This window comes from Streptomyces sp. NPDC054887 (assembly GCF_053610585.1).
Map to the genome: position 1 here is coordinate 24547 of NZ_JBSGYQ010000043.1, position 15944 is coordinate 40490.

The 15944-nt window shown below is 72.7% G+C and carries 13 protein-coding genes; 3 read left to right on the forward strand and 10 right to left on the reverse strand.

Annotated features, from left to right (window positions below; translation table 11 throughout):
• Window positions 1-4: 4 nt before the first annotated feature.
• Together ACWGH0_RS23275 and ACWGH0_RS23280 are read right to left on the reverse strand one after the other, a co-directional pair.
• Entirely contained in the window at window positions 5-508 is a 504-nt protein-coding gene (locus ACWGH0_RS23275; protein ID WP_453406131.1) for a DUF402 domain-containing protein, read from the reverse strand.
• Complete coding sequence (locus tag ACWGH0_RS23280) at window positions 486-1409, reverse strand: GNAT family N-acetyltransferase (protein ID WP_453406132.1); 924 nt, start codon at window positions 1407-1409, stop codon at window positions 486-488. Before ACWGH0_RS23280 ends, ACWGH0_RS23275 begins: the two co-directional genes overlap by 23 nt.
• Before the next feature lie 70 nt (window positions 1410-1479).
• On the opposite strand from ACWGH0_RS23280, the gene ACWGH0_RS23285 reads away from it, so the two are divergent.
• Entirely contained in the window at window positions 1480-1854 is a 375-nt protein-coding gene (locus ACWGH0_RS23285) for a GntR family transcriptional regulator (RefSeq protein ID WP_453406133.1), read from the forward strand.
• 49 nt (window positions 1855-1903) lie between these two features.
• Here the strand turns inward: ACWGH0_RS23285 and ACWGH0_RS23290 are convergent, their stop codons facing one another.
• Window positions 1904-2998: a DUF5925 domain-containing protein gene (locus tag ACWGH0_RS23290; RefSeq protein ID WP_453406134.1), complete on the reverse strand. Its 1095-nt coding sequence runs from the start codon at window positions 2996-2998 to the stop codon at window positions 1904-1906.
• A 138-nt stretch (window positions 2999-3136) separates the two neighbouring features.
• On the opposite strand from ACWGH0_RS23290, the gene ACWGH0_RS23295 reads away from it, so the two are divergent.
• Window positions 3137-4561 (forward strand): xylan 1,4-beta-xylosidase, encoded by a 1425-nt coding sequence (locus ACWGH0_RS23295; protein ID WP_453406135.1) that lies wholly within the window; start codon window positions 3137-3139, stop codon window positions 4559-4561.
• Between the two features lie 53 nt (window positions 4562-4614).
• Here the strand turns inward: ACWGH0_RS23295 and ACWGH0_RS23300 are convergent, their stop codons facing one another.
• From ACWGH0_RS23300 to ACWGH0_RS23325, 6 genes are all read right to left on the reverse strand, one after another.
• Window positions 4615-8430: a lipopolysaccharide biosynthesis protein gene (locus ACWGH0_RS23300; protein WP_453406136.1), complete on the reverse strand. Its 3816-nt coding sequence runs from the start codon at window positions 8428-8430 to the stop codon at window positions 4615-4617.
• The gene (locus ACWGH0_RS23305) at window positions 8423-9196 is read right to left on the reverse strand and encodes a polysaccharide deacetylase family protein (protein WP_453406161.1); all 774 of its coding nucleotides are present in this window, start codon (window positions 9194-9196) and stop codon (window positions 8423-8425) included. The genes ACWGH0_RS23300 and ACWGH0_RS23305 overlap by 8 nt, the downstream gene beginning before the upstream one ends.
• A 20-nt stretch (window positions 9197-9216) precedes the next feature.
• Window positions 9217-10362 (reverse strand): glycosyltransferase family 2 protein, encoded by a 1146-nt coding sequence (locus ACWGH0_RS23310; protein WP_453406162.1) that lies wholly within the window; start codon window positions 10360-10362, stop codon window positions 9217-9219.
• A gap of 8 nt (window positions 10363-10370) precedes the next feature.
• Window positions 10371-11192, reverse strand: a complete 822-nt coding sequence (locus ACWGH0_RS23315; protein ID WP_453406137.1) for a glycosyltransferase family 2 protein — start codon at window positions 11190-11192, stop codon at window positions 10371-10373.
• Window positions 11193-11563: 371 nt separating this feature from the next.
• On the reverse strand, window positions 11564-12667 hold the full coding sequence (locus ACWGH0_RS23320; protein WP_453406138.1) for a GNAT family N-acetyltransferase: 1104 nt from the start codon (window positions 12665-12667) through the stop codon (window positions 11564-11566).
• Window positions 12668-12669: 2 nt separating this feature from the next.
• On the reverse strand, window positions 12670-13065 hold the full coding sequence (locus tag ACWGH0_RS23325; RefSeq protein ID WP_453406139.1) for a hypothetical protein: 396 nt from the start codon (window positions 13063-13065) through the stop codon (window positions 12670-12672).
• A 184-nt stretch (window positions 13066-13249) separates the two neighbouring features.
• Here ACWGH0_RS23325 and ACWGH0_RS23330 point away from each other — a divergent pair, with 184 nt between their 5' ends.
• On the forward strand, window positions 13250-14059 hold the full coding sequence (locus ACWGH0_RS23330; RefSeq protein WP_453406140.1) for an SGNH/GDSL hydrolase family protein: 810 nt from the start codon (window positions 13250-13252) through the stop codon (window positions 14057-14059).
• Here ACWGH0_RS23330 and ACWGH0_RS23335 read toward each other — a convergent pair.
• On the reverse strand, window positions 14029-15807 hold the full coding sequence (locus ACWGH0_RS23335) for a serine/threonine-protein kinase (protein WP_453406163.1): 1779 nt from the start codon (window positions 15805-15807) through the stop codon (window positions 14029-14031). The two genes, ACWGH0_RS23330 and ACWGH0_RS23335, sit on opposite strands and share 31 nt — an antisense overlap.
• Between the last annotated feature and the right edge of the window lie 137 nt (window positions 15808-15944).

Below are 15944 nucleotides of genomic sequence, written 5' to 3' on the forward strand. Positions count from 1 at the left end.
CGGCTCAGTGGCCGAGCAGCTCGGCGAGGCCCCCGCCGCGGGCCCGCAGCTCCAGGGCGTCGAGGGCGCGGCTCGCCTCGGCCGCCGCCCCCGGGTCACGCGCCGCGAGCCCGCTCGCCGCGAACTCGTCCTCGTCCAGACGCAGGACCTGCGCGCCGTCCGCCGACACCCACAGGTCGAGGTCCAGGTCCTCCACCTCCACCCGGCCGTCCGCGACGACCGCCGGGCGCGTCACGTCGCAGTACCAGCCCTTCAGTGCGCCGTCACCCGCCCTGACCTCCTTCACGGCGTACCACCGGTCCCGCCAGTAGTGCTCGGTGAACACGTCCCCCGGTTCGAACCGTACGAAGCCGAAGTCCCGTACGCCCGGAGCCGCCCACGGCGCGCGCACCACGAGGTGCGTGCCGTCGTCGGACAGGACGGACGCCGGGTAGCGGATCTTCGTACGCCCGGCCTTGACGAGGGCCACCTCGATCCCGTCGCCCCTACCGGCCGAGTTCATGGACATGGCGTACCTCCGAGGCGCAGATGTCGTAGCCGAACCACCGGTTGACGGCGAGCATGGGCCCGTTGTCCGCGTCGTTGCTGGTGTACGCGTCCGTGTAGCCGGCGGCCCTGGCCCGGTGCAGTGAGTCCGCCTTGGCGAGCTTCGCGAAACCCCGGCCGCGGTGGGCGCGCAGCGTGCCGGTCATGCCGGACCAGTAGCGGCTGAGGCCGTCCGTGTGCGCCGCCGTGAACGCCGCGACCCGGCCGTCGGCCATCACGACCGTCGACAGGCCGTGGTCGAGGAGCGGATGGTTCCAGGTGTGGTTGACCCAGTCGTCGAAGTCCGTGAAGTCCGTGTTGATGTCGCTCGGTTCGTCGGCGGTGGCCTGCGCGTCGGCCTCGAACATCGGCCTGGGGTCGCCGGAGAAGTCCGCCGCCGTGCGCAGTTCCACCCCGGCGGGCAGGGACGGCCGCTCGGGAAGCGGGCCGTTCGCCAGGTCGAGGCGCTGGAAGTGCTGGGACCGGGTCGGCCGGTAGCCGTGCTTCCCGGCGAACGCGCGCGACTCGGGTGTGTCCAGCGCCCACGCGTAGACGGCCGTGGCCCCTTCGGCGGCGAGGTGCTCCTGCGCCGCGCGCAGCAGCAGCGCCCCCGCGCCCCGGCGGCGGTGGCCCGGTCCGACGTGCGGGGTGACGAACGACTGGCCCGGATCGGTGCTGTCGTACGCGATGCCGGCGAGCGCCGTGCCGATGACCTCGCCGTCCTCCTCGGCGACCAGCATGCGCTGCTTCTTGTCCGGGTGCGCCGTCTCCCGCTCGAAGGCGACGGACTCCCTGGTCGTCACCGTGAAGGGAACGGAGGCGCGGCGTACCCGGACCCAGGCGTCGGTGTCGGCGGGCGTGAAGTCACGTACGAGCAAGGTCATGGAGCGGCACGTTACGCGCGGGAGGTCGTCCGGTGCCTCCCCTTTTCCGGCGGTGGGGGACAATCGGGCCGTGACCTTGAACATCTCCGTGGACGCGGACTCCGGTACCGCCCCGTACGAGCAACTGCGCACCCAGATCGCGGAACAGGCCCGTGCCGGTGAGCTGCCGGTGGGCTACCGGCTGCCGACCGTGCGCGGCCTCGCGGAGGACCTCGGTCTCGCCGCGAACACCGTCGCGAAGGCGTACCGCGCGCTGGAGAGCGACGGGGTGATCGAGACACGGGGGCGCAACGGGACGTTCGTGGCGGCGGCGGGCGACGCGGCGGAACGCCAGGCCGCGGCGGCGGCCGCCGGGTACGCGGACCGCGCCCGGCGCCTGGGCCTCGGCCACGAGCAGGCGCTGGCGGCGGTGCGGGACGCCCTGCGAGCGGTGTACGGGGAGTAGGCAGGGGCCGCGGCGGGAAGCCGCCCCGCGCACCTGGCCCCCCGCCTCGCTACAGGTACAGCCCCGCGTCCTGGCCGTCGGCCTGCGCCGGGACCGACGCCGGGCCCGTGCCGCGGCGCAGCGCGTACAGCTCCGCCAGCGTCGCGCCGTCGCGGCCGACGCCCTCCTCGGTGCCCAGCCAGCCCACCGCCTCGGCCCGCGTCAGCGACCCGACCTCGATGCGCGCCATGCAGCGCCCCGGCCGCACCACCGCCGGGTGCAGGCGCTCCAGGTCCTCGTTGGTGGTGACGCCGACCAGCACGTTGCGGCCCTGCCCCAGCAGCCCGTCCGTCAGGTTGAGCAGCCGGGAGAGGGCCTGGCCCGCCGTGTGCCTGGCCTCGCCCCTGATCAGCTCGTCGCAGTCCTCCAGCAGGAGCAGCCGCCACCGGCCCTTGGCCGAACCGTCGTCCTCCCCGATCGCGATGTCCATCAGGTAGCCGACGTCGTTGAACAGTCGCTCCGGGTCCAGGACGCAGTCGACCTGGCACCAGTCGCGCCACGAGCGCGCCAGCGTGCGCAGCGCGGACGTCTTGCCCGTACCCGGCGGCCCGTGCAGCAGGAGCAGCCGGCCGGCGATGTCCTCGGGGGTCACCTTCATCAGGCGGTCGAGGGCGCCGGCGACCGGAGCGGTGTAGTTCGGCCGCACCTCCTCCCACGTACCGGCGGAGATCTGCCGGGTGGTGCGGTGCGGGCCCCGGCGCGGGGAGACGTACCAGAAGCCCATCGTGACGTTGTCGGGCTGGGGTTCCGGCTCGTCCCGCACCCCGTCCGTCGCCTGTTCGAGGATCTGTTCCGCGAGCTCGGAGGTGGTGGCCGTCACCGTGACGTCCGCGCCGCGGGTCCACCGCGAGACCAGCAGCGTCCAGCCCTCCCCCTCGGCGAGCGTCGCGCCGCGGTCGTCGTCGCGGGCGGCGCGCAGGACGCGCGCGGACGGCGGGAGCAGGGTGGCGCCCGGTCTGACCCGGTCGATCGACCTGCTGTGGGAGTACGGCTGCTCACCGGTCGCGAAACGGCCGAGGAACAGCGCGTCGACGACGTCCGACGGCGAATCGCTGTCGTCGACGTTCAGCCGGATCGGCAGAGCGGCCTCAGGGTTTGCGGACATGGCGCCCATGATCCGGCACGGGGCCGTCCCGTGCACCCGGTTTCCGACGTTCATCCGTTCCAGGGAACAGCGTGCCGTTACGTACCGGTTCCGCTGATACCTGACGGAATGGCACCACCTGCCGATACGCTGGTGGTGATGGGACGCCATGGGTGGGAATCCGGGACAAGGCGGTGGCGGCTCACCGCGCTGATCGGCGTGGGACTGGCCGCGATCGCCCTCGTAGTGACGATGTTCGCGACTCTTCCCGACGACGCGGGGAAGGGCCGTGACATGGGCACCAGCACGGACGGCGACAAGGTGCACGGCACCCCCGCGCCGCCGCGCGGCGCCCCGAGGCCCGAGCTCGGCTGGGGCTTCACACACACGCAGTACAGCGCCGACGAGGGGAACGCCGACGCCCGCCGCCGGGCCGAGGAGACGCTCTCCGCGCAGCCGTTGCCGCAGATCCAGCACATCATGGGCTGGGGCGCCGAGAACCCGGAGCCGTCCCCCGGCCGCTACCGGTTCGACGAGCTGGACAGCCGCGTCGACCTGATCCGCAGGACGGGCGGCACCCCCGTCATCACCCTGTGCTGCGCGCCCGACTGGATGAAGGGCGGCGAGGCGGGGTCGGACAACACCGACTGGAGCAGGGAGGCGCTGGAGACCGCTCCGCTGCCCGAGCACTACGACGACTTCGCGAAGCTCGCCGGCACCGTCGCCAGGCGCTACCCCGACGTACGCCACTTCATCGTCTGGAACGAGTTCAAGGGCTTCTTCGACGACCGCCGCGGGCGCTGGAACCACGAGGGCTACACCGAGCTGTACAACCTGGTGTACGCCGAGTTGAAGAAGGCCGACAAGGACAACCTGGTCGGCGGGCCCTACCTCGTCATGGACAGCCGCGAGCCGCGCGACCCGACGTACGCCTCCGCGCTGAAGGGGCCGTGGGGCAACGTCGACCAGCGGGTCCTGGACAGCTACGCGTACTGGAACACGCACAAGAAGGGCGCCGACTTCGTCGTCGTCGACGGCTCCAGCTACACCCGCGACGACGAGCTGCTGCCGGACGAGTTCCGCGCCACGGAGAAGTTCACCGCGGTGAGCCAATGGATCCGTGACCGTTCGGGCGGACTGCCGCTGTGGTGGGCGGAGTACTACGTCGAACCGGGCGACCACGCCGACGAACGCGACGGCTGGAGCGAGCCGCACCGCGCCGCCGTCCACGCCGCCGGCCTGATGGCGATGGCGAAGGGCGGCGCGAACACGGCGTTCTACTGGAATCCGCAGAAGAGGGGCGCCACCTGCGCCGGATGCCTGTGGCGTTCCACCCGTCTCGCCGACGGGGGCGGGGCGCTGCCCATGATGAGACTCCTGACCCGGTTCGCGAAGGAGTTCCCGCCCGGCACGCGGTACGACGACACCGTACGGGTGACCGGCCGCGACAAGTCCGACGTCCGTGTCCTCGCGGACGAGGAGGTCGTCCTCGTCGTGAACACGCTCGACCGGCCCGTCGAGGCGAAGACCGACGGGAAGTCGCTCGACCTGCGGCCGTACGAGGTGAGGTGGCTGCCACGCTGAAGCCCGCCCCGCTGGCCGCCCCCCGGACACGGCGCCGCTGACGACACCGCGCCCTACGACATGGTGAGGAAGCGCTGCACCAGCGACGCCAGCAGCACCGCCACCAGCGGCAGCGAGAACCAGAACGTGCTCTGGAGCCACTGCAACTGCCGCACGCCCGGCGCCACCGCCACCCGTACGACCTCCCGCGCCGCCAGCAGCACGATGAGCGTGAGCGCGGCCAGCGCCCCCACCACCGACCACGGTGTCCAGGTGATCCTGGGGCCCGGCGGCCCGGGGGCCGGCTTCTCGACCGGGCCGTCCGGCTGCTCGCGCAGCGCGTACAGCGAGACGTCCGCGTTCGCCAGGACCTTCTCCAGCTCCGGCCGCCTGTCGAGACGGGCGGTCAGCCGCTTCTCCCAGGTGGGCGCGTAGCCGGCGTCGAGCCGCAGATACGTCGACTGGCTCCGGTTGACCATGAGGTACGAGTTCGGGCCCGCGTCCTTGAGGGCCTTGACGAGACCCCCCACCAGCGCCGGATCCACGGGTGCGAGCGTCGGCAGGTACGTGACCTTCTCCATGTCCCGCGCACCCCACGGCATCGCGGGCGTGACGCTGTTGACGGTGTCGTCGCTCATCCACAGCAGCCGCACCGACGGGTCGTCGTGCGCGTAGACGAACTCCATCGCGGCGACCTCGCCCTCCCGGGTCCGCTCGAAGGACTCGTTGCCCCAGCGCGAGACCAGGAATCCGCCCATCAGCAGCAGCCCGGCCAGCAGCGCGGCCGGCGGCGCCAGCCTTCCGCGGCCGGCCTGCCGCCCGCCGTCCGTGACGCCGGTCCGCGGGAAGAACGCGAGCCCGGCCAGCAGCGCGGCGCCGGGCAGCGCGAACATGAACACGCGCAGGGCCATCTCACCGCCGTACGACTGCATGCCGAAGCCCAGGAACGGCACGAAGGCCAGCACGAGCAGCGAACGCTCGCGGTAGCCGGCCCGGCGCCGCCGCCACCAGCCCCAGCACGCCAGGGCCATCACGCCGCCGGCCATCGCGACCCGGACGTACAGCACCAGCTTGTGCGTCGAACTGCCGCCCTCGATGCGCCCGGAGACGGACGAGGTCACGTTGGAGCCGACGCCGCCGACCCCGCCGAACAGTTCGTCGAAGTGCCCCGACCAGTACGGCTCGGCGAAGAAGCCGATCCAGACCGCGACCAGTACGCCGAAGAGCATCGGCAGGCCGCGCAGGGTCGAACGGCCCGTGACCACCAGAACGGCGAGCACCCCGAGCATGACGAACGGCGTGAGCTGGTGGGCCGGTACGGTGGCCGCGAACAGGCCGATCAGGACCAGCAGCAGCACCGCCCGCTCCCGCCGCCCGGCCGGCCTGACCTCCGCCTCGCCCGGCCGCCGCTTCGACCACAGCACGCGCGGCTCGCGGAACCAGACCAGCAGCAACGCCACGAACACCAGGTACATGCCGTACGTGAAGCCCTGCGGCGAGAAGTAGTCCTGGCCGACCCAGCCGCTCAGGACGAAGATCCAGACCCCCGTCCAGGTGGCCCGCCAGCTCGCCCGCATCGAGCGCGTCAGCAGGAACAGCGGCGGCAGGTAGAGGAGTTGCATGGTCAGCGGCCACCAGCGGATCACCGGCGACAGGTCCGACGCTCCGCACGCCTCGGCGACGAAGGCGGCCAGGGCGAAGAAACCGGGCCAGCTCCAGCGCGCGTCGAGGTCGGGCACCGCCGTGCCGGTCCGGTCGATGTAGTCCAGGAAGCCCAGGTGCTGCCAGGCCGTCGGGAAGCGCGGCTGGCTCTCCAGTACGGCGGGCAGGGCGTGCAGCGACACCACCGTGGCCAGCAGGGCGACGGTCAGGAGCACGGTCCTCGGCCGGTCCAGCCACAGCAGCGAGGCGAAGGACAGCGCGAGCAGGCCCGCACCGGCCAGCGTCGCGGCCGGCAGTACGGAGACCAGACCCAGGCCGCCCATGCGGTCAAGGCCGGCCTCCCCGATGCCCCGCAACGGCACCCAGTACAGCGCGAGCGCCGCCAGGAGCAGCAGGGTCACGCCGAGTTCGGGCAGACGGGCGACGCGCGGGGCGCGGGGCGCGGGGCGGCCGGGCGCGGGCGTGGAGCCCTGCGCCGCGCCTGCGGCGGGCGCGCGCTCCTCGCTCGCCTCCGGAGACGGCGGACCGGCCGGTACGGAGGCGGGGGAGCGGGCGGGCAGCGCCCCCGGCAGCGGCGACGCGAGCGCCCACGTCGGCCGGTGGCCCTCGCCGCTGTGGCCGGGCGCCACCGCCGGTGTGCCCGCGGCCGGGGTCTCCGGTCCCGGCCGCACGTCGGGCCGGCGCTCCTGGTGGTCGAAGTCCAGCCGCGCCCCGAGCGGCAGGGTGGGCGAGTCGAGCGCCGAGCGCAGTGCCCAGCGGGTACCGGACGCGTCGCGCGGGGACCGCTCCCCGGCCGTACGCTCCTCGGCAAAAGTGCCCGCGCCGCCGAGGCCGCCCCGCGCAGCGAGGTCCGCCGGAGCGTCGTCCGGGGCCGCCGCGTCCGCGCCCGGGGAGGCGGCCGGCGGCGCGGACCGCACCACCCGGTACAGCATCACGCCCGCGACGGAGGCCACGACCGCCAGGCTCGCGACTTCCGCGATCCCCGCGCCGACGAGCCCGGTCCGGGGCAGCAGCAGCAACGTCAGGCCGAGCACCAGGACGCACAGCGCGCCCTGGAGCCAGGCGAGCCCGGAGGTGCGGCTCTGGGCGCGCAGGACCGCGAAGTACACCTCGATGACGACGCGCAGCAGCGCGCCGACGGCGAACCAGCGCAGCAGCGGCGTCGCGGCCTCGGCGTATCCCGCGCCGAACACGCCCAGGATGTACGGGGCGCCGAAGAACAGCACCGCGGCGACCGGCACCATGATGCGGGCCATGCGGCGCAGCGCGGCACGGCAGTTCCGCGCCAGGGTGCTCGGGTCGTGCGCGCCCTCGACCGTGAGGGAGGCGCCCATGTTGATCGCGAGCAGGTTGACCGTGCCGCCGATGGTGGTGGTGATGTAGAAGTACGCGTTGTCCTCGGCGCCGACCTGCGAGGCGACGATCACCGGCACCGCGTACACGACCGCCAGCGAGAAGAGCGAGCCCGTGTAGTCGCCGGCCAGGAACTGGCCCATCTGCCGCAGTGTCGGCGGCTGCGCGCGGTCCGCGGTGGCCGCCACGTGCCGGGGGACCAGGCGCCGGAAGACCAGCCATCCCAGCGGCAGCACCGAAACGGCGATCGCCGCGACCCACGAGACGAAGACGCCCGCGGTGGGGACCGAGGCCGCGATCACGACCAGCAGCACCAGTTTGACCGCCGAGAAGACGGTGTTGCCGACGGGCACCCACAGGGCGCTGCGCAGGCCCGTCAGCACCCCGTCCTGAAGCGTGAGCAACGACCAGCCGACGACGGCGAGCACGAACACGGAGCCGTTCAGCGGGCCGTGCAGGAAGCTGTACGAGGGCCCCCACAGGCCGAGCGTGGACAGGAACACCAGCGCCGCGCCGGCGACCACCACGGAACTCGCCGCGTACGTGTGGAACACCAGCCGGCCCGTCCTGCGGCCCGCCACCGGTATGAAGCGGGCCAGCGCCCCGGTGAGCGTCAGCGCGGTGAGACCGGCCAGCAGCTTCATCGCGGCGATGGCCGCCGAACCCTGGCCCACCGCGGACTCCGAGTAGTACCGGGCCGCCGCCAGCCAGAAACTCAGACCGAGCAGCGCGCTGATCCCCGTGTTGAGCATCAGCGCGTAGGCGTTGCGGAAGAGCGGGTTCCGGCCGCCGTCGCCGGGCAGGCGCAACCGCCGCCCGGCCGGCGGCGGGTCCTTCGCCGGGCTTTCGGCCCGGGCGGTGGTCGTGTCAGACACGGATCCTGCTTACCTTCCGGCCGGCCGTGCGGGCTCTTCGGACCATGGCGTACCCCTGGGTGAGGATCCGGCTCCCCACGAAGGTACGGGCGATCGCCCGCCCGTGCACCAGGCGCTCGAACTCCTCGATGCCGGTGGTACGCCGTACGGTCACCCGCGCCAGGGCGTACGGTCCCTGACACCGCTCGGCGAGGGCGTTGCGCACCGCGAGCGCCTGCGCGAAGCCGGCCTCGCGCACGGTACGGCGCACCCGCCGGCTGGAGTAACCGTACGGATAGGCGAAGGACACGGGCGGGGCGCCCAGTTCCGCCGTGATGATCTCCCGGCACCGCAGCGTCTCGAACCACAGCTCGCGGTCCGGCAGTTGGTCCATCTGCGGGTGGGTGTGGCTGTGGCCGCCGATCTCGGTCCCTGCGGCGGCCAGGTCCCGCACCTGGTCCCAGTCGAGCATGGTGTCGGGGGCCCCGCCGCCGTCGTGCGGTCCCCGAAGCCAGCCCGTCGAGAGGAAGACGGTGGCGGCGAAGCCGTGGGCGGCCAGAGCGGGGAGGGCGTGCCGGTGCACGCCCTCGTAACCGTCGTCGAAGGTGATCAGCACCGGGCGCGGCGGCAGGGGAGCGCCGCCGCGCCAGGCCGCGGCGAGCCGCGCGGTGGTGAGCGGGGTGAACCCCTGAGCGCCGAGCAGGTCCATCTGTTCGGCGAACGCCTCCGGAGCGACCGACAGGCCGTACGCCGCCCGCGACGGCCGGCGCCCCACCGCGTGGTACATCAGAATCGGCACCGGCCCGCTCACCGCGTCTCCTCCCTCGCCCGCGGTCTCCCGGAGGCGGGCGCCGCCCCACGGCCCGGCGCCGCGCCCGGCACGGTGCCCGCTCCCGCCGTGAAGTCCGCCCCCGGAGCCGCCGTACTGGCTGAGCCCGCCCCCGCCGTGAAGTCCGCCCCCGCCGCCGAAGTGGCGTCCGGCACCGAGAACGTGCTTCCGTTCCTGCGGGCCCGCAGGCTGCCGAGCACGTAACCGCCCGCCGCGGCCGCCACCCCCGTCACGATGGCCCCGGCGCGCCCCGCGCCGCCCGGCCGCCCGAGGGCCGCGTCGCGCAGCCCGCGGGCGATTCCGGCCGGCAGGACCCGGGTGGTGTACCGGCGTTCGGACTCCAGCCCCTTCGCCGCGCCCACACTGCGCGCGACCAGTGCCTTCGACAGACCCTCGGCGTACGCGCGTGTCCGGAAGTACGCGAAGCGCTCGCGGACGGCCGGCACCTTGTGGTGGATCACCGAGCGGTCGTCGATCAGCAGCACCGCGTCCGGCAGGGCCCGGGTGAGCCTGATGCACAGCTCCGTCTCCTCGCAGCCCAGCGGCCGCTTGTCGCCGTCCCTGCCGATGCCGGTGGCGAAGCCGCCCACCGTGTCGAACGCCGATCTGCGGAAGGAGGCGTTCCCGCCGAGGACGTTGCGGACCCGCACCCGCCCCGGCGGCAGGCCCCGGTACGTACAGCCGACGACCCAGTCGAACTCCTCCGGGAACCAGTCGGGACGGCGCCCGGACGCCCAGGCGGGCACCGTCCTGCCTCCGACCGCCATCACGCGGGGGTCCTCGTATGCGGTGGCGAAGTGCCGCAGCCAGTCGGGCTCGGCCACGGCGTCGTCGTCGAGGAAGGCCACGATCTCGCCGCGGGCGGCGGCGATGCCGGTGTTGCGGCCGGCGGACAGGCCGCGGGGGCCCGCGTTGGCGAGCACCCGCACCTCCCCACCCTCGTGCGTGTCCTCGCGCACGTGCCTGTCCAGCCGCTCCAGCAGCGCCGGATTGTGGTCCACGACCAGCAGCGTCTCGGCGGCGGGCCGCGACTGGCGGCGCACCGATCCGACCGCCGCGAGGATGTCCTCCCAGCGGTCCTCGGTGTACACGCAGATCACCACGGAGATGTCCGGGTGGTTCAGGGCACCTCTCAAGACACCTCTCCCCGGCTGGCGTCCGGTGCGAAGACCGGCGGACGGCGCCGTCCGGTGCGGCGCCTGCCCTGCTCCTTCAGGATCACCCGCAGGACGCGCAGTCCGTCCCGTACCGCGCGGAGGTTGCTCACTCCGTGGATGCGGACGTACTCGTGACTGGGGATCTCCTGGACGCGCAGGCCGGCCTTGACGACCCGGATGTTCATCAGGGTCTCCACCTCGAAGCCCGTGCAGTCGAGGTCGATCTTGTCGAGGCAGTGCCGCCAGAAGGCGTTGTAGCCGTAGCAGAGGTCGGTGTAGCGGGCGCCGAACTTGGCGTTGACCACCGCGCACAGCACCCGGTTCCCCAGCTTGCGGACCGGCGTCATGTCGTCCGTGCCGCCGCCGTTCGCGAACCGCGAGCCCTTGGCGAAATCGGCCCCCGAGACAAGGGCCGACACGTAACTGACGATCTCGTGACCGTCCGCCGAGCCGTCCGCGTCGACCATGACGATGATGTCGCCGGTGCTTGCGGCGAATCCGCTGATCAGTGCGTCGCCCTTGCCTCTTCCGCGCTGCTCGACGACCTTGATTCCCGGCCAGAGATCACGGGCGACCCGGACGGTGTCGTCGGTCGAATTCCCGTCGACCAGGATCACTTCGTGAATCCAGTCGGGAAGGGTCTTGAAGACGTACGGAAGATTCTCCGCCTCGTTCATGGCGGGGATCACGACGCTCACCGGCGGCGCGATGGCGAGATGTGAGGAGACCGGCCGGTACTGGCCGGGCGCAATCATAGGATCTTGGCCCTCGATCGCAGGGCGGAGGAATGAGCTCATGAGTCTTTTCCCTCTCCACCGGTGGACCGCCCGCCCCCGGGCGGTCCGGATGAGTTTCCGGTTCGAAAGGGGGGTTCTCACCCGCCCATGACGGAACGGCGCTCCGTACGGGCCCGGCGAGTCGGCACAGCTTTCCCACGCGGCACGCGACCCGGCACAGCGCTGATCGTGACAGCACTGGTCACCGGGTACGGCACCCCCCTACCGCGCCCCGCACCGGCCCTCCATCGCGACCCCTGAGCCCTCCCCTGGAGTCGCTTTGCGTGATGGCCCGTTGCGGGTGGATGTACGACGGTATTGATGATGTGGACGATATGGCAAGGCCCACAACGCGGGCTTGCCTTTTTACCTCTTTCGCGTTACACCGGCGGTCACTTGCGCAACCGTTCCGATCGGAATTCGCCAATCCGTTTAAGCAGTTTATCGGCAGGCTCGAACAGTTCCGGACGTTCGACGACCGTATTGCGCAGCGCGCGCACCGGGGCCCGGTGGGCCCAATGTGCGAGGGCCAGCGGATGGCGTCGCATCATCCACCCCTCCGACACCATGATTTCGCGCGTCTTGAGGGAGTCCTTGTACTGTTTCTGGCCCCGGCCGAGATCGATGCAGGCGATACCGTCCGCCGCCGCCGCTTCCGCGATACGCAGATGTATGAGCAGGCCGGGGGAGAATTTCGCGAACTCGGGATCATAGGACGGAAACCAGCAACACATGATCCGTTCCGAACGCGGACCGAAATGCGCGGCGATCGGCCGGCCGTCCGCGTACAGGACGGAAAGCAGACCGGCGAACGACGGCGTCCGGGTGTGGAACAGGTGATCGACGAGTCCGACGATCCAGGACTGGGTGAAGCGGTCGCTGCGCCCGGTCCTGCGGTACTGCGCCGACTTCCAGCGCATCAGCGTCCGCAGTGCCGCCGGGTCGCGCTCGTCGTGCACGTACTTCAGTTCGCCGACCGAGCGGATCAGCTTGCGCTCCTTGGCGAGGGTCGTCCTCAGGAACTTCGGCGAGTTCTGGCGCAGGTGTGCCAGGTACGCCTCGTAGCCGTCCGCCGTGTCGATCACCGGTGAGGGGAACGAGCCCGTGACGCCCGCGCCGAACGCGTCCTGTCCCTGCGCCAGGTGGTCGAACTCCCACACCGCGAGCCCGCAGGCCCGCAGCAGTTGCCGCGCGTCCCAGGTGAAGCCGGGCCTGTGTACCAGACCCTGACTGTCCGAGACGCCCAGGCCGACCGCCCGGCCGACGCCCGCGGCGGACCGCTGGTGCGGGAAGAAGGCCGCCGGCTCGCCGTCCTCGCGTACGACGGCGACCCGCACCCCGCGCCGGTACCGGTCGAGCGCCAGGGTGAACTCCGGTGACAGGAAGGGGTTCGCCAGCTCCGGCGACCCGTGCAGATGGGCCTTGGACTGCATGGCGGTCCAGGCCGCCCGGTCGGCGGAGCCGAGTTCCCCGGGGCGGTGCACTGTGATGTCCATGGTCAGGTGGTCCGCCTTCTCGCCGTGGAGCCGCCGGGGCGCCGTACCAGTGCCAGCAGGAACAGCAGCGCGCTGATGCCGGCGATCACCGCGACCCCGCTCCTTGTCGACCACACGTGCGTGGCCAGCATCGCCTGGGCCACCAGCAGGTTGAGCACGACGGCCCCCGCCGCCGATGCCACCAGGCGGCCCAGTGGTTCCAGGCCCCGGAGCCCCACGCCCACGGCGAAGCCCGGTGCCACGAGCAGGAAGAAGAGGGTGAACGGCGCGCGAAGCGGCGACGCCAGATCGGCGAACGCCAGGACGGCGCCGACCGCCGACACGGCGAGCGCCGCGCCCGCCAGAGCGGGCAGGGAGTCCGAGACACGACTCAATGGCTTGTCATCGATGGTCTGCATTGGCGACTTTGCCCCCTGAAGCGCCGGATGCCGGGCTTCAATGTCGCGCAGCGCACTCCGGCGCGTCAAGGATGCGGAGGGGTTGTGCGGAAGCCCTCGCCCAAAGTTCTTGGCATGAACACTTCCGGTGATGTAAGGGGACTGCTAGGACAGTTGAGGCGGAAATCCTGCTAAGGGAGGTTCCATGAAACTGTCCCGAATCGCGGCATTCTCATCCTCACTCCTGCTCACCGTCGCCCTGGCCCTCACCGGGGCGAGCGCGGCTCAGGCGGCCCAACAGGCCGAAGCCCTGGACTACGTGGCCCTCGGCGACTCCTACTCCTCGGGCGTCGGGGCCGGCAGCTACGACAGCGCGAGCGGCAACTGCAAGCGCAGCACGCGCGCCTTCCCCGTCCTCTGGGCGGCTTCCCATTCACCCTCGTCGTTCGCGTTCACCGCTTGCTCGGGCGCTCGTACGGGTGATGTGACAGCCGGTCAGCTCGCGCCGCTCAGCGCCTCGACCGACCTCGTCTCCCTCACCGTCGGCGGCAACGACGCCGGCTTCGCGGACGTCATGACGACGTGCGTCCTCCAGTCCGAGTCCGCCTGCCTGGCCCGGATCGCCACGGCTCGCGCCTACGTCGACTCCACCCTGCCCGGCAAGCTCGACTCGGTGTACTCGGCGATCAGAGCGAAGGCCACCGCGGCCCGCGTGGTGGTGCTCGGCTACCCCCGCTTCTACAAGCTCGGCGGCAGCTGCATCGCCGGACTCACCGAGCGCGAGCGCTCCGCCATCAACGACGCCTCCGACTACCTCAACGACGCGACCGCCAAGCGCGCGGCGGACCACGGCTACGCCTTCGCGCCGGTCAGCCCGGCCTTCGCGGGCCACGAGATCTGCTCGTCCGCGCCGTGGCTGCACAGCGTGAAGTGGACCAACATCGGCGAGTCCTACCACCCCACCGCGGCCGGCCAGTCGGGCGGCTACCTGCCCGTCTTCACCTCCGCCGCCTGAGGCGCCGGCGTCTGCGCCGTCCCGCCCGCCGGGTAGGAGACTCCGCTCGTCGGGGTCTCCTGCTCGCAGGTCACCGTGAACGCCACGGCGCCGGACGCCGCCTTCACCGGGCTCCTCACCTCGACGCGGATCTCGTCGTGACGGGTCCCGTCCTCCCGGTACGTCAGCTCCGTGTGGTCGACCCGCTTCGACTTCTCCTCGCCCGCCGCGAAATCCAGGGTCTTCCAGCCCGGATCGGAGGACTCCCCGCTCTCCGTCACCCACCGGTAGCCGACCTCCACGGGCACCCGCCCGACCGTGAACGTCGCGGTGAACGACGGCCCTTCGGCCTCCGGCGGCGGGCAGGCCCCGGAGTAACTCCCGTTCACCGCGGTGACGGTGACCTTCACCGACTGCTGCGGCGGAGCGGTCGTCCCTCCGTCGCCGCCCCCGCCGTGGCCTCCGCCGTTCCCGCCGCCGCCCGTCGTACCGGTGGCGGCACCGGTGCCGGTGCCACCGCCGGACCCGGCCCCTCCGCCGGTCCCGCCACTGTCCGCGCCGCCGTCCGTGCCCCCGCCGTCCGCCGAGCCGCCGTCCGTGCCCCCGCCGTCCGTGCCCCCGCCGTCCGTACCGCCGTCGTCGGCCGAGCCGCCCTTTGACCCGCCGTCGTCGCCTCCGCCGGACCCGCCGCCCCCTTCGTCCCCGCCCGTCGCGGACGAGCCGCCGCCCGCGGAGGTGCCCGGATCACCGCCGGCGTTCATCACCGCCCACGTGACGCCGCCGACCGCGAGCAGCAGCGCGAGCACCCCCGCGGCCACCGCCGGGGCGCGCCGCCGGGAGTCGTCCCGTGACGCGGTGGACGCCGTCGTCGCGGGGAGGGGGCCGGGCGGCGGAAGAGGCGCGGCGCCCCCGTGCGGCGACGGCACCGCGACCGGCGTCGCACCCGTATCGGCTCCGCGGGAACCGGTTCCGCCGTGGGGGCCCGCCGCGACGGCGGTGGCCGCGGTGTCCGGCGCACCCCCGGCGCCCACGACGCGCAGCAGGTGCCCGGCCCGCGCCGCGGACATCCGCTCGGCCGGCTCCTTGCGCAGCAGTCCCTCGATCACCGGCGCCAGCGCGCCCGCCCGCACCGGCCGCGGCAGGTCCTCGTCGACCACGGCGCGCAGGGTCGAGAGCGGGGTGTCCTGGCGGAACGGCGAGTTGCCCTCCACGGCGGCGTACAGCAGCACGCCGAGCGACCACAGGTCCGACTCGGGCCCCGGCGTACGCCCCAGCGCCCGCTCCGGGGCCAGGAACTCGGGCGATCCGATCAGCTCGCCGGTCAGCGTGAGCGCGGACGTGCCCTCGACCGTCGCGATGCCGAAGTCCGTCAGTACGACCCGGCCGTCATTGGCCAGCAGTACGTTCGCCGGTTTCACGTCGCGGTGCAGCACCCCCGCCCCGTGCGCCGCGCACAGGGCCGCCAGCACTTCCGCACCGATCCGCGCGGCCCGCCGCGGGGGCAGCGGACCCTCGGCGTCCAGTACGTCGGAGAGCGAAAGCCCGCGCACCAGCTCCATCACGATCCACGGGCGGCCCTCCTCGCTCGCCACGTCGTACACGGTGATCACGTTGCGGTGGGAGACGCGGGCCGCGGCCCACGCCTCGCGCTCCAGGCGCGCGTACAGCCGCTGTCCGTCGGCGGCGCCGAGGCCGGAGGGGGCCCTGACCTCCTTGACGGCGACCTCGCGGCCCAGGACGTCGTCGCGGGCGCGCCACACGACGCCCATGCCGCCCTCGCCCAGCGGTGCCAGCAGGCGGTAGCGGCCCGCGATCACCCGTTGCCCGTTGCCCGGCTGTCCGTTCACTGGCGAGCCCCCTGTCCGCAGCGGAGCGGCATCGCGGTGGAAACCACTCCAAGCTAGCT